The 19,285-nt window shown below is 63.8% G+C and carries 14 protein-coding genes and 1 pseudogene; 4 read left to right on the top strand and 11 right to left on the bottom strand.

Annotated features, from left to right (window positions below; genetic code table 11):
* Window positions 1-29: 29 nt before the first annotated feature.
* Window positions 30-911, top strand: coding sequence for an MICOS complex subunit MIC60 (locus NSO95_RS04410; RefSeq protein WP_257594946.1), 882 nt, complete (start codon window positions 30-32; stop codon window positions 909-911).
* Window positions 912-920: 9 nt separating this feature from the next.
* On the opposite strand, the gene NSO95_RS04405 is transcribed toward NSO95_RS04410, so the two are convergent.
* Window positions 921-1,970, bottom strand: a complete 1,050-nt coding sequence (locus NSO95_RS04405) for a TIR domain-containing protein (protein ID WP_257594945.1) — start codon at window positions 1,968-1,970, stop codon at window positions 921-923.
* Between the two features lie 194 nt (window positions 1,971-2,164).
* Here NSO95_RS04405 and NSO95_RS04400 point away from each other — a divergent pair, with 194 nt between their 5' ends.
* Window positions 2,165-2,434, top strand: coding sequence for a hypothetical protein (locus NSO95_RS04400; RefSeq protein ID WP_257594944.1), 270 nt, complete (start codon window positions 2,165-2,167; stop codon window positions 2,432-2,434).
* Window positions 2,434-3,588 carry a JmjC domain-containing protein gene (locus tag NSO95_RS04395; protein ID WP_257594943.1) on the top strand — a complete coding sequence of 385 codons (1,155 nt, stop codon included), beginning with the start codon at window positions 2,434-2,436 and terminating at the stop codon, window positions 3,586-3,588. Before NSO95_RS04400 ends, NSO95_RS04395 begins: the two co-directional genes overlap by 1 nt.
* Before the next feature lie 9 nt (window positions 3,589-3,597).
* Here NSO95_RS04395 and NSO95_RS04390 read toward each other — a convergent pair.
* The 4 genes and pseudogenes from NSO95_RS04390 to uxaC all read right to left on the bottom strand — a co-directional run bounded on the left by NSO95_RS04390 (window position 3,598) and on the right by uxaC (window position 9,206).
* Window positions 3,598-4,136: pseudogene (locus NSO95_RS04390) on the bottom strand (pseudouridine synthase).
* A 196-nt stretch (window positions 4,137-4,332) separates the two neighbouring features.
* Complete coding sequence (locus NSO95_RS04380; RefSeq protein WP_257594941.1) at window positions 4,333-6,183, bottom strand: ABC-F family ATP-binding cassette domain-containing protein; 1,851 nt, start codon at window positions 6,181-6,183, stop codon at window positions 4,333-4,335.
* A gap of 255 nt (window positions 6,184-6,438) precedes the next feature.
* A complete protein-coding gene (locus NSO95_RS04375) occupies window positions 6,439-7,809 on the bottom strand; it encodes a mannitol dehydrogenase family protein (protein ID WP_257594940.1) in 1,371 nt (456 codons plus the stop codon).
* Window positions 7,806-9,206, bottom strand: a complete 1,401-nt coding sequence (gene uxaC / locus NSO95_RS04370; RefSeq protein WP_257594939.1) for a glucuronate isomerase — start codon at window positions 9,204-9,206, stop codon at window positions 7,806-7,808. Before uxaC ends, NSO95_RS04375 begins: the two co-directional genes overlap by 4 nt.
* On the opposite strand from uxaC, the gene NSO95_RS04365 reads away from it, so the two are divergent.
* Window positions 9,205-10,866 (top strand): UxaA family hydrolase, encoded by a 1,662-nt coding sequence (locus tag NSO95_RS04365; protein WP_257594938.1) that lies wholly within the window; start codon window positions 9,205-9,207, stop codon window positions 10,864-10,866. The two genes, uxaC and NSO95_RS04365, sit on opposite strands and share 2 nt — an antisense overlap.
* Before the next feature lie 3 nt (window positions 10,867-10,869).
* Here NSO95_RS04365 and NSO95_RS04360 read toward each other — a convergent pair whose 3' ends face one another.
* Genes NSO95_RS04360 through NSO95_RS04335 form a run of 6 tightly spaced genes read right to left on the bottom strand, consistent with a single transcriptional unit; the run spans window position 10,870 to window position 19,097 of the window.
* A complete protein-coding gene (locus tag NSO95_RS04360) occupies window positions 10,870-12,156 on the bottom strand; it encodes a TRAP transporter large permease (RefSeq protein ID WP_257594936.1) in 1,287 nt (428 codons plus the stop codon).
* Window positions 12,156-12,644: a TRAP transporter small permease gene (locus tag NSO95_RS04355; RefSeq protein ID WP_257594935.1), complete on the bottom strand. Its 489-nt coding sequence runs from the start codon at window positions 12,642-12,644 to the stop codon at window positions 12,156-12,158. Before NSO95_RS04355 ends, NSO95_RS04360 begins: the two co-directional genes overlap by 1 nt.
* Entirely contained in the window at window positions 12,641-13,645 is a 1,005-nt protein-coding gene (locus NSO95_RS04350) for a TRAP transporter substrate-binding protein (protein ID WP_257594934.1), read from the bottom strand. The genes NSO95_RS04355 and NSO95_RS04350 overlap by 4 nt, the downstream gene beginning before the upstream one ends.
* Before the next feature lie 19 nt (window positions 13,646-13,664).
* Complete coding sequence (locus NSO95_RS04345; protein WP_257594933.1) at window positions 13,665-15,278, bottom strand: family 43 glycosylhydrolase; 1,614 nt, start codon at window positions 15,276-15,278, stop codon at window positions 13,665-13,667.
* Window positions 15,278-16,279, bottom strand: a complete 1,002-nt coding sequence (locus NSO95_RS04340; RefSeq protein ID WP_257594932.1) for an alpha/beta hydrolase — start codon at window positions 16,277-16,279, stop codon at window positions 15,278-15,280. The genes NSO95_RS04345 and NSO95_RS04340 overlap by 1 nt, the downstream gene beginning before the upstream one ends.
* Before the next feature lie 34 nt (window positions 16,280-16,313).
* Entirely contained in the window at window positions 16,314-19,097 is a 2,784-nt protein-coding gene (locus NSO95_RS04335) for a TonB-dependent receptor (protein WP_257594931.1), read from the bottom strand.
* Between the last annotated feature and the right edge of the window lie 188 nt (window positions 19,098-19,285).

The raw sequence follows: 19,285 nt of genomic DNA, 5'->3' as shown, positions 1-19,285 counted from the left end.
AAGCCTTTCCGGATGCAGAACGGAAGATAATGGACGATACTATCGGAACACGCCGCAAGAGCGGTTCCTTCCAGACGATCCTCGGGCTTGCGCTAACGGCCATTCTCCTGGGTGCCGTCGTGACAGGATATTTCTGGTGGCGCGGGGATCGTCCCGAGCAGGCTGTGCCCGCCAAAATTGCTACGAGCGATAAGCCGAAAGCACCGCCCAATGCCATGTCGGAATTCGGTTCGGCAGGCGACATCGACGCGCTTGCATCTCGCGAAGAGGCTGCAGCGCAGGAAGGCGGACTGGAAGGCCGCCTCGCCCTGGCCGAAGCACGGCTGGCGCGGATCGACCAGCAGACACAGGCCGCATCGGGCAATGCGGGCCGAGCAGAAGGTTTGTTGATCGCCTTCGCTGCGCGCCGGACGCTTGAGCGAGGCGAGGGACTCGGGTATCTCGGTGACCAATTGCGGCTGCGGTTCGGCATGGCCCAGCCAGATGCAGTACGCGTGGTGCTCGAAGCTTCAAAAGATCCGATAAGACTCGACCAGCTGATTGCCCGGCTCGACGGGCTCGAACCCACGCTGGTTACGCCGAGTGAAGCGCCGTCCTTCTCGCGCTTCCGGCGAGAGCTGGGGGAACTGTTCGTGATCCGGCGTGAATCTACACCCTCCACACGCTCCGATCGTTCGATTTACCGTGCGCGACTGTCCCTGGAGCAGGGCCGCGTAGAGGATGCCATCAAGGAAGTCCGCACGCTACCGGGTGCTGCCAACGCCAAACAATGGATCGTCGATGCAAAGCGCTATGCGGCGATTCAGAACGCGCTCAATATTCTCGAGACCTCGGCGATTCAGGAAACCAGCGGCTTGCGCGACAGCGAAGGGCAGGCGATCGATCAGCCGGGGCCAACCACGCGCCAGTAGGACCCGTTCCTAAAACGCCTCGCCATTCATGATGGCCAGCTTTGCAGCGTTAAGCAGGGCGACGCGGTCACGGGTTACACTGGCAATGCAGTCGACGCTGCCGCAAGCATCGCGCTCGGCCACGCGCCAGTTGCGTTGATCGGCTTCCAGTTCGGCGCGATCTTGGCCTGCGACGGCGCGCAATTCCCGGAACGACCGCGCAAGCTCGCGATCGAGCAGGGCCAACTCATCGTCCGAGCAGATCATTTTCTCTACCCGGGATGCAGCTTTCGAACAATTGAACGATGGCGATACGCTGGCCCGCATGGGCGGTACGACGGGTGTGGGCTCGACGATCTCCGGTTCCACCTTGCCTTCTTCGGAGTTTGCTTCCCCCATCGAATCCGACGCTTCAACATCGGCGAGGCGGGCCGGTTCGGGCGCAGGCCCGGATTCCTCGCCGCCGCGGGTCAGCAGCATGCCCGCAAGAACCCCGACGACCAGAACAAGGCCGATCACGGCGAAGACCCATACCGGCATTCCTGACGACGCGGGCGGAGACGGCACAGGTGGAGGCGGCATGCGGGCCGGCTCTTCCTGGCGGCTCGCTTGCAGGATCGTTGCTGCGTGCAACGCATCTGCGGCGGCCACGACATCGGCGGACTGGTCCAGGCCATCGAGTCGATGCGCCTTCGCCGCAATGCGTGACATCGCCTCGTCGCGCCGGGCGAGCCAGTCGATCCACTGTGCACTGGCGAGATGGTATGCGAGATCGTGTGGCACCACATCCTCGAGACGCAGAGGCAGGATTGCCTTGCTGGCCGAATCGGCGAGGATCAGCTCGCGCTTGACGTGGCGGCTTTTGTCAGACTGCGCGCAGAACAGCAGCAACACCGCCGAACATTCGTCGATCGCCTTCTGGATCGCCGTATCGAAAGCCTCTCCGGGATCGACATCGCGCGGTGCCATCCAGCAGTCGACATCATGCCTTGCAAGCGCCGCCTCCACCTGCAGCGCGACTTCTGCCTTGCTCGAATGATGGCTGACGAAGAGCCGTGGCCTTTTCGTCGCTTCGCCCATGCCCATTCGCCCTGCCCCCGATGCTGCCTGAGAGGAGCATATCCAAAACCCCGCCGACACGCCAGCGCGGCGCAACTCGTTGCTCCCCGCTGCGATCAAGCCCAAGTGGAGTTGAGCTCACTGCTTCAAGCCACCTGCTTGCGGAGCGATTGGGGACCGTGACGCGGATCTCCCGCCGTGGTAGCGCGGGCGCCATGCAGTTCGACGACCTCCTCTACCGCTATTTCGGCTCCCGCTCGCTGGACGATCTGGAGGAAGCGCAACGCTTTGCCGGTATTGACCGAATGCAGGTCGATTTCGGGCTGTCGCGCGATCGCGGGGAGCGGTTCGCGCTCTGGTCGGTCCTCTACCTGCTCGGTGCCGCGCCCGATCTCGACATCGCGTTCAAGGATGCGGGCGACCGCGACGCTGCCCGAAACTTCATGGATCTGATGGTCCGGGCCGACGACGAGCCCGAAGCCTGATGTCTTCGCTGCTCGCGTTCGAACGGGATCGTTTTCTCGCCGAAACCTGGCAGAAGCGCCCGCTGCTGATGCGCGGCGCGTGGCGCGACTGGTCGAACCCGCTCGAGCCGGACGAGCTTGCGGGTCTCGCGTGCGAACCCGAGATCGAATCCCGCCTCGTGCGGCAACCCGCGCCGGGCCAGTGGGAGCTCGAGCACGGTCCCCTCGCGCCAGACCGTTTCACCCAACTGGGCGATTGCCCGTGGACGCTGCTGGTCCAGGCGGTCGATCACCACGTGCCGGAAGTGGCCGCGCTGATCGAACCGTTCCGCTTCATCCCCGACTGGCGCATCGACGACGTGATGGTGAGCTACGCCACCGACGGCGGCGGTGTCGGGCCGCATTACGACCAATACGACGTGTTCCTTGTCCAAGGGCTGGGTCGGCGGCGCTGGCGTGTCGGTCGCCGCTGCGACGACAGCGCGCGCCTGTTGCCGCATAACGACCTGCGCCTGCTCACCGACTTCGAGCCGGTGGACGAGTGGGTGCTGGATCCGGGCGACATCCTCTACGTCCCGCCGGGTTTCGCCCACGACGGTTTGGCGGTGGGCGACTACTGTATGACCTATTCGATCGGCTTCCGCGCGCCGTCGCGCGGCGATATGGTGTCCGCCTATGTCGATCACGTGCTCGAAACGCTGGATGATGACGACCGCTACACCGATCCGGACCTCGTCGCAGGTGCCCATCCGGGCGAAATCTCGGCGGAGGCCATTGCGCGCCTTCACGAAATGGTCATCGGCGCGCTTTCGGATCGGGACTCATTCGCAACATGGTTCGGCGCTTACGTCACGGAGCCCAGGGACGAGCGGCTCGACTGGGCACCTGAAAGTAAGGTAGGTGCCGCCGATCTGATTGCCGGGGCGGCCGGCCCCATCCGGTTCGAACGCAATCCGGCTAGCCGGTTCTCGTTCATCCGGCATGGTGATGATGCGGTGACCTTGTTCGTCGACGGGCGAACCTATCGGTGCTACGGCCCCGCGGCCGCAGTGGCGAGCCAGATCTGTCGTTCCCGGCTCGCACTGGAACCCAATCAAATGAGCGACCCCGATGTCAGCGATCTGATCGTCGATCTGGTCAACCGTGGCTGCCTCGCACCGGTGGTAACCGACTGACCTCCCGGATCACGCCCGCCGCCATTGGCCCGGAGCCAGCCCGTCGAGCGTCCATTCGCCCACAGACCAGCGGACCAGCCTCAGCGTGGGATGGCCGATGGCGGCGGTCATGCGGCGGACCTGTCGGCTTCGGCCTTCGGTGATCGTCAGGCGCAGCCAGCTCTCGGGCACGGTTTTGCGAACGCGGATCGGCGGATCGCGCGGCCACAGCGCCGGGTCGGCGATCATTTCTGCCTTGGCCGGCCGCGTCAGACCATCCTTCAGTTGCAAACCGCGCGACAAGGCTCCGAGCGCCGCATCGTCGGGCACGCCCTCAACCAGTACGAGGTAGCTCTTCGCCAGCTTGAATCGCGGATCGGCGATGCGCGCCTGCATCCGTCGTCGCACAGCACCATCAAACCTTCGCTGTCGGAATCGAGCCGTCCGGCGGGGTAGAATCCGGGCGCGTGGATGAAGGCGGCCAGCGTCGGGCGAGGCGTACTTTGCTGCTCGTCGGTGAACTGCGAAAGTACGCCGAAGGGCTTGTTGAACAAGATAATGCCACTCACCGCGCGGTCTCAGCCTCTGCAATCGGCCGGGGAATGCGCTTGCCCTTGCGGCGGCTGGTGAGGTGAAAGGCCCCGCAACGATCGCAGCGATAATGCCGAAGATCTGCCTCCGCGCCATGTGCCGCTGCCTGCGCCTCCGCGTCCGACCCGAACCGCCGCTTGCGCGCGCAGACGCTGAGCCGGGTCCGCATCGCGGTCAGGCCTCGGCCTTTTCCAGGCTGTCCTGCGCGTCAAGCCATTGCAGCTCGGCCTCCTCGAGTTCCGCCGCGAGCGCCGCCCGTTTGCGCATGAGATCGGCGGGGGCCTTATCAGCATTCCCAGCCGGGTCGGCCAATGCGCCGTCGATTTGCGCAAGCTTGTCTTGCAGGCGGGCAATTGCCTTTTCGGAAGCGGTCACAGTGCTACGGGCGAGACGAGCGGCTTCGCGATCCTTGGCGGAAGCGCGCTTGTCCTTCTTCGGCTTCGCGCCGTTGCCTTCGCGAGGCTGGTTCCGCCCCAGTACGAAGTCGATGTAGTCCTCTATGCTGCCGGCATACTCCCTGGCCGTACCTTCATCAACGAGGACCAGTCGGTCGGCGGTCAGTTCGACCATGTGGCGGTCGTGGCTGATCAGGATGACGGCACCATCGAACGCATTGAGCGCCTGCACCAGCGCCTCGCGCGCGTCCACGTCGAGGTGGTTGGTCGGTTCGTCAAGGATGAGCAGGTGCGGCGCGTCGCGCGTAATCAGCGCCAGCGCCAGCCGCGCCCGCTCGCCGCCCGAGAGCGTGCCGATCCGCGCGGTAGCCCGGTGACCGGAAAAGCCGAACCGCCCAAGCTGTGCCCGAACCGCGCCGGGCGATGCACCTTCCATCGCGCGGGTCATGTGATCGAGCGGCGTGCCGTCGGACGAAAGCTCTTCCACCTGGTATTGCGTGAAATAGCCCACCCGCATCCGGCCCGACGCCGCCATCGCCCCGTCCATCGGAGCAAGCTGGGCGGCCAACAGCCGCGCAAGCGTGGTCTTGCCGTTGCCGTTGCGGCCCAGCAGCGCGATGCGGTCGTCCGGGTCGATCCGCAGGTTGAGCCGCTGGAGGATCGGTGTCTCACCGTATCCGACCGCCGCGAGGTCGAGCGTGATCAGCGGCGGGCGCATCTCTTCGGGGCTGGGAAAGTCGAAACTCAGGCTCGGATCTTCCATCAGCGCCGCAATCGGCTGCATCTTCGCCAGCATCTTGGCGCGCGACTGGGCCTGCTTGGCGGTGGAGGCGCGGGCGCTGTTGCGCGCGACGTAGTCCTCCAGCCGGGCGCGCTGGGCATCCTGCGAGGCCTTGGCTGCGGCTAGCTGTGCCGCACGTTCGGCGCGCTGCTTCTCGAACGCGTCGTAACCGCCGGGATAGAGCGTCAGCTTGCCGTCCTGCAGGTGCAGGATCGCGGTGACCACATTGTTGAGCAGATCGCGCTCGTGGCTGATGACAACCAGCGTGCCCTGGTACGCCTTGAGGAAGCTCTCCAACCACAGCGTGGCTTCGAGATCGAGATGGTTCGAGGGCTCGTCGAGCATCAACACATCGGGGTTCGACAGCAACAACGCGCCCAGCGCGACGCGCATCTTCCAGCCGCCCGAAAACGTATCGAGCGGCTGCGCCTGCATTTCTTCGTCGAAACCGAGGCCAGTCAGGATGATCGCCGCGCGCGAAGGGGCGGCATAGGCGTCGATCGCGAGCAACCGGTCGTGGAGGTCGCCCAGCCGGTCCATATCGGTGCAGCTTTCCGCCTCCTCCAGCAGGCTGGCGCGCTCGGCATCGCCGGCCAGCACCGCCTCGAACGGAGTGATCGCGCCGCTCGGCGCTTCCTGAGCGATGTAGCCGACGCGGGCGCGGCGCGGCATGGTGATCGAGCCATTGTCCGGCTCGAGCTGGCCGATCAGTGCTTTCATCAGGGTCGACTTGCCGGCTCCGTTGCGGCCGATCAGCCCGATGCGGGCCCCGGTCGGGATCGCGGCGGAGGCATCCTGCAGGATTGGGCGGCCGCCAAGGCGGACGGTAAGGCTGTCGATCGTGATCATGGCGGCGCAGCCCCTAGCAGGGAGCGCCGACGACCCCAACCGGTAAAGAAGGTTCTGAAAGTCCAATCGTCACTGGTCTCGATCGGCGGAGCAATCTCTTTCCAACTACTGCGAGCTCAGACCAAGTAGATGTGCCGCTGAGCCAGTGCGGTTGAGCGAGCGGACATTTAAAAGTGTTTGTCGACAAGTTGCTGCTCGGGGGTGACCAGAAGGGCCGCAATGCAACGGTGAGTCGAGGAGAGCGCGCGCATAGCTCTAGCGGTTGAAATGGGCCTGACGCAATGCAGGCAAAAGGCTTCGATAATGCGGCCACAGGGCCTGACTGGAAGCGTCCGAGTCCAGGCATTTTGCCACAACCTGATCAGGACCTCCCAGCTTCATCAATCTCCTCAGTTCTTCGCCGAGAGGATCGTCAACAAAGCGGCCATCGTCGATATGCCATAACCAGGCTTCGAAGCCCGAACGGATGGCAGCGAATTCCATGCCACGCTGTTGCAGGCTGAGCGCGGTGTCTAGCCAGCGCTGCGGGAGTTTCTGAGTCCCGTCCATAGCGATCTGCGCAAGGCGATGGCGCAGGGCAGGGTCGGCAAAGCGGGCGATCAGGTCATCGGCATAGTCATTCAGGTCTTGCCCCGCAGCCGCGTCGATTGTCGGCAGAGCCTCTTCGCGCATCAACCGGTCGGTAAGTCTTCGCAGATCCGGATCGGCGATGGCCTCGTGAACGAATTCATTCCCTGCCCGGAGGCCGCAATAGGCCAGCAGGGAATGCGCACCATTGAGCATGCGGAGCTTGGCTGTCTCATAGGGCGCGACATCGCCGACCAGTTGTGCGCCGTGCCGTTCCCATGCAGGTCGCGGCCCGGCGAAGTCGTCTTCGATGACCCATTGGCTGAAGCGCTCGGTGAAAACCGCGCCGGCATCCTCCATGCCGATGCGGCTATGCAGGAGGTCGAGGTCATCCGTTCCGGTGCGCGGGACGATGCGATCGATCATGGACGACGGGACGCGGCATTCGCGGCTGAACCATTCGCCCAGTAGAGGGTCCTCCGCCGCGAGCCACTGGCGCATCAATTCGCCGAGGACCTTGCCATTGTTCGCGAGGTTGTCGCACGGTAGCAGGGTCACTCCGGGCAGACCCGCGTCACGCCGCATGGCAAGACTGCGGGCGAGCAAGGGATAGAAGCTCGCCCGCGCCCTCTGTAGGTCGAGTCGCTCGCCTTCCCCTCTGGCGTAGCCCTTCTCGGTCACGGTGAAGCTGACGATGTGGCAGGCGGGATCGGCAATCCGCGCGACAATTTGCGCGCTATGGTCCGGCGCAAACAACACTTCACGCACGGAACCGATCAAGCGCGTCGAAGCCTCGTCGCCGCTGCGCTCGGTCAAGGTGTAGAGTCCGTCCTGTGGGTTGAGCTGCTCCGCAACCGATCGTGACCGCAGCGAGACGCCGCAGATCAGCCAGTCGCACTCCCCCGCTGACAAAGCTTGATCGGTGTACCAGGCCTGATGCGCGCGGTGGAAGGCCCCAATCCCGAAGTGGACGATGCCGATGGCTGGTCCCTCTCGGTCATAGTCGCCGCGAGCGACAGAAGGAGGAAGGCTGTCTGCGGTTGCCGCGCACAGCCTCACAGACGATATGCCTGCTTGACGAGATTGTAGGTCAGGTCGCGCGCGGTCTCCGCCGCTTCCCAATCCTCCATCCGCCCCTCGGCCACCAGCTGCGCGAGGAACCCGCAATCGATCCGGCGTGCGACATCATGCCGGGCCGGGATCGAGAGGAAAGCACGGGTATCGTCGTTAAAGCCGACCGTGTTGTAGAAGCCAGCGGTCTCGGTCGTCATCAGGCGGAAGCGGCGCATGCCTTCGGGGCTGTCGTGGAACCACCACGCGGGACCGAGCTTGAGGCAAGGATAATGCCCCGCCAGCGGCGCCAGCTCACGTGCGTAGCTGCTTTCGTCGAGGGTGAAGAGGATGATCGAGAGATCGGTCTCATTGCCGTATTTTTCGAGCAGTGGCCGCAGGGCATGGACATAATCGGTGCGGGTCGGGATATCCGCGCCCTTGTCGCGCCCGAAGGTCTCGAACAGCTGACGGTTGTGGTTGCGGAATGAGCCGGGGTGGACTTGCATCACGAGCCCGTCTTCGAGGCTCATTCCCGCCATCTCGGTCAGCATCTGGGCGCGAAACAGCTCCGCGTCTGCCGCGCTGGCATTGCCGTGCTTAACCCGGTCGAACAGCGCCTCGGCCTCTGACACAGAGAGGTTGGCGGTTGCTGCACTCGGGTGCCCATGGTCGGTCGAGGTCGCGCCCATCGCGGCAAAGAAGCCTCGCCTCTTGCGATGTGCTGCAAGGTAGCCTTGCCAGCTCAGGCAGTCCTCGCAGGTCAGCTCGGAGAAGGACTCCAGGTTCTGCGCGAATCCCTCGAAATCGGGATCGACCACCGGGTCAGGGCGATAGGCGGTGACCACCCTGCCCTGCCACCCACTCTCGCGAATCGTGCGGTGATGCTCAAGGCAATCGAGGGGGCTCTCCGTCGTTGCCAGCAGCTCGATACCATAGCGGTCGAACAGGGCCCGTGGGCGAAACTCGTCACGCTGGAGCGCCTCGGTGATCGTGTCGAAATAGATTTCCGCCGTCTCGCCATCCAGCGCCACGTCCATGCCGAAGGCTTCCGAGAAGACCCAGTCGAGCCACATCCGGCTCGGTGTGCCGCGAAACAGATGGAAATTTTCCGCCAGTATGCGCCATGCCGCGCGCGGATCGACCGGTGGACCGCCGATGCCAAGGCTCTCCAACCGCACGCCTTGCGAATAGAGCATACGGAACAGGTAATGGTCGGGCACCAACAGCAGTTCGGCAGCATTGCCGAACGGCGCATCGGTGGCGAACCATTCGGGGTCGGTATGGCCATGCGGGCTGATGATCGGCAGCCCGGCCACATCGGCATAGAGCGCGCGGGCGATGTCGCGCGTTCTCGGGTCGGCGGGCAGCAGGCGGTCGGGATCGAGGTGGAGGGGCCTTGGCATGGATCAGCTTTCCCATGACGGAACGGCTGGCAAGCGCAGTGCCTGTTTGCCGCCAATCGAGAGTTATGGTAACCGGTGTCAACGGCTGGAAATTGCACAGTCTTACTATCAAATCAACCTCGCCAATGCGCAGGAAGCAGACGCAATGATGGATGTGGAAGCGAGCAGCAGCGAAGGCAGCGCAAGATGTTGGCTATGCCATGCAGACGATACGGTGGCGATCGCACTCGAGCCTCTGGCGCGCGGACAAGGGGTCAGCATTGCCGGGCGGCGGACGGTATTGCTCGACGACATACCGAAGGGCCACAAATTCGCGTTGATCGATCATCGGCGTGGCGAACCAGTGCTGCGCTATGGCGAACAGATCGGCCTGACCACGCAAGCGGTGCGGACCGGTGCGCACGTTCATTCGCATAATCTCGCCACCGCGCTGCTTGGCGAAAGACATTATGGGGAGGTGCACCTGACCGAGGCGGAGAGCAGAGCCTCCCCGTTAACTTCATGGCGCGGCTACCGGCGAGCCGACGGGCGCTACGCCACACGCAACGAAATCTGGCTTTTGCCGACCGTCGGCTGTGTCGCGCCGCTGGTGGAGATGGTCGCGCGCGAAGCGCAGCTGAAGCACGCAGGCAAGATCGACGCGATTGTCGGCTTCGGCCATCCGCATGGCTGTTCGCAGCTGGGAGACGATCTCGCCGGCACGCGTGCTGCGCTGGCGGCACTGTGCGACAACCCTAATGCAGGGGGCGTGGTGCTGGTCGGGCTCGGGTGCGAATCCAACCAGCTCGACGATCTTGTCGCGATGGTTCCGGAACGCAGCCGTTCCAAACTCCGGATCATGCGGGCGCAGGAGCCGGGTGACGAGATGGAACGCGCCCTTGCGCTGGTCGATGAACTGGTGGGCGAGCTTGCCCTGCTCGAACGTGAGACCGCGCCCGCGTCTGCGCTCGTCGTAGGCCTCAAATGCGGTGGTTCGGACGCATTCTCGGGGCTGACCGCCAATCCGCTGCTGGGTCGCTTCAGCGATCGCGTCGCGGCAAGCGACGGCAGGCTGATACTGACCGAAATCCCGGAGATTTTCGGGGCGGAGGACGCCCTGCTGGGCCGTGCCACCTCGCCCGAGGTGTTCGATGCGGCAGGCAAGCTGCTCAACCGATTCAAGCGCTACTTCCTTGACCATGGCCAGCCCGTTTCCGAGAATCCGTCACCCGGCAATATTGCGGGAGGGATCACCACGCTGGAGGAAAAGTCGCTCGGCGCGGTGCAGAAGGCGGGCAAGGCTCCGCTGATGGATGTGATCGACTATGGCGGGATTGCGCATAAGCCGGGCGTTACCCTGCTCGAAGCACCAGGCAATGATGCGGTGTCCTCGACCGCGCTGGCAGCCGCCGGGGCGACGATGATCCTCTTCACCACCGGGCGCGGAACTCCGCTCGGCTTCCCCGTGCCCACGGTCAAGGTTGCGTCGAACTCTGCGCTGGCACAGGCCAAGGCCGGGTGGATCGACTTCGACGCCGGCCGAACTCTTTCCGAAGGTGCGGACACCGTCAGCGATGCCTTCGCCGATTACCTGCTTGCGGTCGCCAGTGGCGAATCGACATCCGCCGAGCGCAACGGGCAGAGAGTCATCTCCCTGTGGAAGCGCGGGGTGACGCTTTAGGCTTTATTGCCCACCCATCACCCCCGGCAGCCACAGTGACAGCACAGGAACATAAGTGATCAGCAGCAGCGCCGCAATCAGCGTCAGATAGAATGGCCAGATGGTCTTCACCAGCGTGGTGACCGGAATCTTGCCGACCGCCGAGCCGACGAACAGCACCGATCCGACCGGGGGCGTCACCAACCCGATCCCGAGGTTGAGCATCATGATGATCCCGAAATGGACCGGGTCGACTCCGACGCCCATCGCTACCGGCAGGAAGATCGGCGTGGTGATGACGATCAACGGAGCCATGTCCATGAAGGTCCCGAGCGCCAGCAGCATCAGGTTGATGATCAGCAAGGTCAGAAGCGGATTGTCGGTCATCACCCCGATCAGCGCACCCAGCGAGGCTGGAACCTCGAGCAGCGCCAGCGCGAAACCGAAGGCGGTGGCGGCGGCAATGATGAACAGCACCATGGATGCCGTACGCACCGATTTGCCCGCCGCCTCCCACGTGCCCTTCCAGCCGAGGCTGCGATAGACCAGCGTGCCGACTAGCAGCGTATAGACCACCGCCACAGCCGAGCTTTCGGTCGGGGTGAAGAAGCCGCTCAGGATCCCGCCCATGATGATGACCGCGGTCATCAGGCCGGGGATCGCGAAGGCTGCGGCGCGGATGAACTCGCGCCAGCCGGGGAACCGGCCGACCGGAAGCTTGCGGCGATGAGCCACGATCCATGCGGCGAACATCAGCATGAAACCGGTCAGCAGGCCCGGGATGACGCCTGCCAGGAACAGGTCGCCGATCGACACCCCGATACCCGATGCGGCAGAATAGATGATCATATTGTGCGACGGCGGGATCAGCAGGCCTACGATCGCGGCGGTCGCGGTAACGTTCACCGCGTAGTCGCCGGGATAGCCCTTGTCCTTCATCAGCGGCACCATGGTCGAACCGATAGCCGAGGCACTGGCAATGGCCGAACCCGACACCGCCCCGAACATCATCGACGCGCCGACATCGACGATGCCAAGCCCGCCCCTGACTCGCCCGACGGCAGCATCGGCGACGCGGACCAGCCGCTCGGCAATTCCGGCGCGGTACATCAGGTCGCCGGCGAATATGAAGAATGGGATCGCCATCAGAGTGAAGACACTGATCCCCGACGCAACGCGCTGCACCGCGACGATCGGCGGGATCCCCATAGCGAGGAAGCAAGCGAGCGCCGAGCCGAACAACGAATAGCCGACCGGCACACCCAACACGAGCAGCAGGAACAGTACACCGAACAGGACGAGGAGTTCCATTACGCGATCTCCTCTTCGCCGTGCGGTTCGACGGGATGCTTCCCGCTCACGATCTGCGGCAAGGCGAACAGCGCCATCAGCAGGCCTGCGATGGGGAGCGGGAAATAGGCGACCGCGCGGCTGACACCCAGCGAGGGGACGACATTGTCTCGTACCAGCCAGCAGAGCTGTGCGCCGTAGACCATCAGCACGAGGCCCAGCACGGCGACCACGATCGCGACGATCCGCACCACCGGTCGCGCCCGTTCGCTGCCGAGCTTCTCCTCCAACAGCGCGATACGGATATGGAACCCTTCATGGACCCCGGCGGCTGCGGCGAACATGACGTACCAGATCATCAGGATCAGGGATGCCTGTTCCGTCCACGACGGGCTGGAATCGAGGATGAAGCGCCCGAACACCTGCCAGGCGATGATCGCGGTCATGGCAAGCAATCCGGCCGCGCCGAAGCCGATCAGCCAGCGCGAAATCGTGTTTGCCATGGTCATGCCTCCCTCATGGCGAGAATGCGCTCGACCACGGATTTCTGCTGCGGCGAGGTAATGAACTGGTCCCACACCGGGCGCATCAGTGCAGCGAAGGGGGCCTTGTCGACCTCGTTCACCTTCACCTTCGATGCAGCGATGGTTGCCTTCGCTTCCTCGACCCGCTGGTCCCACAAGCGGCGCATTTCCGGCACGGATGCCTTGGCCGCCTCGCGCACCAGCGTCTGGTCGGCAGCGGTGAGCTTGTCCCAGCTGACCTTGCTCATCATCAGTGCCTCGGGCGTCAGCAGGTGGCCGGTCAGGCTGAAATAGGTCGCGACTTCGTAGTGCCGCTCACCAACGAAGGTCGGCCAGTTGTTCTCAGCCCCGTCGATGACACCTTGGGCCAGCGACTGGTAGATCTCGCCGAAGGGGATCGGCACGGCGTTGGCACCTAGCGCATTGACCATTGCGACATAGAGATCAGAAGCCGGAACGCGGATCTTCAGGCCCTTCATGTCCGCCGGCGATGTGATGGCGCGCTTGGCGTTGTAGAAGCTGCGCGCGCCCGAATCGTAGATCGCGAGGCCGATCAGCCCGTGCGGTTCCATCGACGCCAGAACCTCGTCGCCCACTTCGCTGTCGACCACCCGGCGCATGTGATCGACGTCATCGAACACAAAGGGGAGCGAGAACGGCAGCGTCATCGGCTCGACCGAATTGAGCGGGGCGAAGTTGACACGGTTGAAGTCGATCCCGCCGAAGCTGGTGATTTCCAGCGTGTCGGTCTCGTTGCCCAGTTGCCCGCCGGCAAAGACCTTGATCCCCAGCCGCCCGCCGGTCTTGTCCGCCAGATAGCGGCCCATGAACTCGACCGCGCGGACTGTGGGATAGTCCGCCGGATGCGCGTCGGCCCCGGTAAACAGGTTGGAGATGATCGGCTTGCACGCTGGCAAGACAACCGCCGCACCGAGCGACAGCCCGCCCGCGATGAGGCCGCGCCGCGATAGGGGGAAAGCTGTCATTCGCCGATGCACTCCAGGTTCAGTCTTCCAGCGCCGTGAAGCGGAAATCGCGGAATTTCGCTTCGCCCGGCCCGGCAGCATAGAGGCCCGGACGCAGCATCAGGAAGCCCCCGCGTACATTGTGATGATAGCCCGAGACTTCCATTCCGCGGTCAAAGCGAAGCCACGTCTTCCCGCCGTCACCGCTGGTGTCATAGGTGACGATATGCTGACGGTTGGTAACCCGTATCCGCATGCGGGCACCATGGGGGTTCGCCGGACGGGCGCGTTCGATGCCGTACTGATGGGTAACGAAACGCTCGGCATCGAAGCCGAGGCCGCAATAGAGCCTGTCGTCGTAGAACAGGATCAATCCCGCCCTGCCCCCGGGTGCGATCTCGATATCGCATTCGAACATATAGCTCTGGTCGCCGGCCGTGAGCAGCAGCGGCGAGCCGCTCGAAGGGGCCTCGCCCTTCCCGACGAAATACAGCGTGCCACCTTCGGTCCGCACGCGCCGAGCCTCGTCAACTGACGGGCGGAAGAACGCCCACTTGCTCCCCAAAGCCAGCGGGGCGGAAAAGTCGTCGGTCAGCGCCATGCCATGCGCCTGCGGCTCGCCGCCGCGCGGCTTGGCGATGGGCTGCGACAAGTCGCCACCAGTCATGTCAAACCAGCCGTCGGGCGTGAAGCGCACCGGGTCGAGGAGGCATTGCCGCCCCAGCGTCCAGAAGCCGTTCTCGTAACCATGATAGAGCGACCACCAGCTGCCATCGGGCGCCTCAACCAGCGATGCATGCCCGCGCGACCACCACGCCTCGTCGATCGAGGTCGTGCGCACGATCGGGTTGCCCGGATGATGCTCCCAAGGACCGTGAAGCGAGCGCGAGCGCGCGGCGATGACCATGTGCCCGGTCGGCGGCCCGGCCGTCCCGCCCACGGCGGTGAGCATGTAGAACCAGCCGCCGATATTGTGGATCTTGGGCCCTTCAGGAGAAAAGCCCTCGACGATCCAGTCGAGCGGATAGCGCCATGGATCGTAGACATGCTCGACCGGCCCCGCGAGAGACAGGTTGTCGTCGCTCAATCGCACCCGGTCCCCACCCGACAGGAACAGCCATTTGCTGCCATCCTCGGCCACCGCGTGGCACGGGTCGATATGATTGTGCAGCCCGAGCGCCATCGGATCGCTCCACGGACCCTCGATGGTGTCGGCCCAACTGACGTAAATGTCATTCTTGGCCTCCGCCTTGACCGGGATGTAGAGCAGGTAGCGCCCGGCATCCTTGTGCAGGCTGGGGGCCCAGACCGAACCGATGTTGCGGTGGAGCGCCGCCTTCAGTGGCCGCCAGTTCACCAGATCGAGCGAATGCCAGATGGTCAGGCCGGGATAGGCATCGAAGGTCGAGAAAGTGACATAGTAATCAAGCCCGTCCTTCAGCACTGCAGGGTCCGGGCGGTCGCCAGAGATGACGGGGTTGAGGAAGGTTCCGTCCCCAAGGTCGGGAATACGCTGGTTGTCGAACCCGCGCGCATTCATCGGCACTTTCGATGGCATGCGCACCTGCCCGGAGGCTGCCGCTCGCGAAGGCACAAGGGCCGCTGCACCCAGCGCACCCGCTCCGGCCATGAGAGATCGCCGGTCGGTTTGCATTATCCGAGACCGGCAGTACGGGCCCATCCCCGCCACAGGTCGGGCCAGACCTCCACCGGCTTGCCCACTGCCTTACGCAGACCAAAGCCGTGTCCGCCATGTTCAAACAGGTGCATCTCGACGCGGATTGCCTTTGCTTTCAGCGCAGCGCGCAGCAACAGGCTGTTTTGCACCGGCACGACATCGTCATCTTCGGCATGAAGGATGAAAAAGGGCGGCGCGTCGCCGGGCACGTTGCGATCGGGCGAATGCGCCGCTTCCATCGCGGGAGTCGGATTGGCGCCCAGCAGCCGCTCGCGCGAGCCGGGATGTGCGTCGGGCAAGGTCATGGATACCACCGGATAGATCGGCGCAGCACAGACCGGCTTGGCGCTGAGACTATCGGCGGCATCGACCGGCGTATAAGTCCGGGCTGCAAATCGCGTGGCGAGATCGGCACAGAGATGGCCCCCGGCGGAAAAGCCCATGGCCGCCACGCGCTCGGGATCGATTGCAAATTCGGCGTGGCGATGGCGGATCAGCCGCATCGAGCGCTGCGCATCGGACAGGCAGAGATCGGAGCCAGCCGCCCAGCCGTCGTAAGGCAGCCGGTAGAACAGGACAAAGGCGGTAAAGCCGCGCGCGGTGAGCCAGCGCGCCATCTCGTAGCCTTCCTTGTCGACCACGACATGGCGATATCCGCCGCCGGGAATCAGCAGGACGGCTGCGCCGTTGGGCCTGTCAGGCTGGAACACAGCCATGCGCGGCTTGGTGATCCCAAGCACGGCACGATCGGTGACAAGCGCATCCTCCGAGCGTTCGGTAACCTGCTCGGCCGGCGGTGTTGCGGGCATGCCCGGAGCGCCTTGCGGCCACAGGTCGATGGTTTCGACAGGCTGCGGCAGGCCCGGCGGCGAAGCGCCTTTCGCCATCGGGGGAGCCGTCTGTGCGCGACCGAGCGACGCGCCGAACAGGGTTGCGAAAAGGCCCGCACCGAGGATCGCTCTGCGATCACTTCTCATGTGCGGGCCATTCCAGTTCACAGTCGGTGCCGGGTCAGATCTTGACCCGGACACCCGCCATGAACACGCGACCGAAGTGGTTGTTCTCGTAACCACGCGGGCTGGGATCGTTGACGAAACGCTCGCGATATTCGTCGGTCAGGTTGGTCCCTTCGAGCGAAAGCTCGATCATGTCGTTGATCTTGTAACGGATCGAGGCGTCGACATTGATCGTATCGCTGTAGCCTTCGAAAATGTTGAGATTGCCGCTGGTGCTATCGAGATAGCTGTCGCGATAGGCGACCGAGACACGGGCAGAGAACCTGTCATCTTCGTAGTACAGCGTGCCATTCGCCGCACTCTTGGCGAGGTTGAGCAGCGGACGCGAGAACACTGTTGCAGGCCCGGCGACGGGGTTGCCGCTGCCGTTGAGTGCAGTTGCCGGGGTCGACAGCGTATAGTCGACATCGCTGTCGACCAGCGTGACGTTCGCGAGCAGGCCGAAATTGCCGAAGAAGCCTTCGGTGAAGACATCGAACGGCAGTTGCAGTGCGAACTCGACACCTTTCAGGTTCGCGCCCGGCCCGTTGATGTTGGTACGGAACTCGATCGGAACACTCGGGTTTCCGCCGCCGACGATCGCCGTGTGCAGCGGCGTACCGGCAGTCAGCACCGAGGTCGGGAGGCCGCTCTGGGCAAAAGTACCCTGGAACGAGCTCGACAGCGGGAAGCTTTCGATATCCTTGGCAAACAGGGCGACCGAAGCCAGTGCACCCGGCGCAAAGTAGTATTCCAGCGCTACGTCGTAGGCCGTCGCCCGGAACGGATCGAGGAACGGGTTGCCGGAAGTAATTCGGAAGTTGAACTGATCGACCGTCCCGCCAGGTGTGAGGTTGCCTAAGGACGGCCGGGTCATCACCTTGGCGACCGCTCCGCGCAGCACCAGGTCGTCGGTCAGGAACAGGTTGATGTTGCCCGAGGGCAGCCAATCGTCATAGCTGCGCTCGACGGTCGCCTCGACCCCGCTGGCGATGCCGGTCGAAGTCTGTTCGGTGTCGACATAGCGCAAGCCGACATTGCCGGTGATCCGGATGCCGACATCAACATCTGCACTGAGCTGGAGATAACCGCCCTTGGTCTTTTCGACGACCGAGCGATTATCCCCCGCAACCGGATTGGCGGTTCGCTGGTAGAGACCGACCGCCTGAGCAGCTGGCCCGAGCAAAGGCACCAGCCACGAATTGGAGTTGCCCGCCGGCTGACCTGCGTCTCCAAGGTTGAAAATCTCGGAAATCGCATCGGTTACCGGAAGTCCGGTCTGCCCCGGAGCGCAGGTGAAGGCGGCGCAAAAGGTGCTGTCCCGGCTGAATCCTTCATTGTCGAAATCGTATCGGCGGTAGATCAGCCCGCCTTCGAGCGAGAGTCCATCGGAGAATTCCCAGTCCGCATCGAGACCGACGGTTTCGAACTTGTTGGTCAGGAACGACGGCCGGTCGCGGAATTCCGCCAATTCGAACTGCGCCGGTGTTGTCGCGCCGCCGGGTCCGAAGTTGAGCACCGGGCTCGACATGTCGGAATAATCGAAAGTGTAGCCATTGATCCGGTCATCGAATGCGATGGTCGATTCGACCGGAATGTCTGCATCCGAGCGGGATTTGCCGGCTCGCAGCGTAACCCCGAGCGTGTCGGTGATATACTGCTCTAGCGAAGCCGAGATCTGCCAGAATTCGGTTTCGCTCTCACGCGAGTACCGCTCGGTGCGCAGGTATGCGTTGTTGAGCGTGCCCGAGATGATGTTGTTGTTCGCATCGATCGTGAAATTGGTGAGATCGATCGTCCGTTCGTTCGAACGGGCGAGGATTTCGCCCCAGAACTCGTCGCGGGTTTCCTTGAAGTTCGAATAGAGCCCGTCGATCGACAGCTTGGTCCGGTCACTCGGTGCCCACTGGATCGAGCCGGTCGCGCCCAAACGCTCGCGATCGTGCGCGACGAGGCCATAGCGCGGAATTCGCGGGTGGAACGCGAGTCCGACCTGATTGCAGGTCGCGCTCGGGATGTAGGTCGAGCCGGTGTAGCATGCCGTCCCGTTGACCGATCGGAACGCGCCCTGTGCCCAGCGCACCGTATTGTTGCCGAGTTCGAAGGTGTCGTACTTCGAATAGGCGAGCGAGGCCGAGACCCCGAAAGTCTGGTCGAGATTGGTCCAGGCCAGCAGCCCAGCGAGGCGCGGACCCACATCGTCCGAGAGGTCGTTATAGCGGGCCTGAGCCGAACCCACGAAGGTCAGGCCCGGATCATAGGCCAGGGGATTTCCGGTGTTGAGATCGACCACAGCACCAAGCGAACCTTCATCGAGCGAGGCGGTTGCGGTCTTGTGCACGACGATGGAGCTGAACAGTTCCGATGCGAACACGTTGAAATCGAACCCGCGGTCACGGTTCGCGCTGGCCCCGTCGGTCGATGTGGCGATGGCTTCCATCCCGTTGACCCGTACCCGGGTGAACTGCGCGCCGAGTCCGCGCACCACGATCTGCCGACCTTCGCCAGCATCCTTCTGCAGCGCGATGCCGGGAATCCGCTGGAGCGATTCCGCCAGGTTGGTGTCGGGGAACTTCGCGATGTCTTCGGCCACGATCACATCGATCTGGCTGCTCGCGTTCCGCTTCTGGGCAATCGCTGCGTCGAGCGACTCGCGGAAGCCTGAGACGACGATTTCATCGCTGGCGACCGCCCCTTCGGCTGCTCCATCGTCCTGCGCAAATGCCGATTGCGGAACAAAGACCGCCGCTGCACCAAGCAGCAAGACCGACTTTGCCCGGCTGGAAAAACGAGTCTGCATAGATCCTCCCTCAAATGGCACCGGTGTCTTTTTCGGAGAAAGGAGTTGCGCACATCGCTGTGCGCTTCCTTCGCTAGACACCCGAACTCCCAATAAACCCCCGGTTTGGTAACCGGTGTCATTATTGGTTGCCATGGTAGACCCCATCTGTCAAGAACCTAGCCAGAAAAGCGGGAGAGTAGCGGTGA

The sequence above is a fragment of the Parerythrobacter lacustris genome (assembly GCF_024626475.1).
GTDB lineage: Bacteria > Pseudomonadota > Alphaproteobacteria > Sphingomonadales > Sphingomonadaceae > Parerythrobacter_A > Parerythrobacter_A lacustris.
The sequence above is the reverse complement of the archived record's forward strand: the minus strand, read 5'-3'. Positions and strand labels throughout refer to the sequence as shown.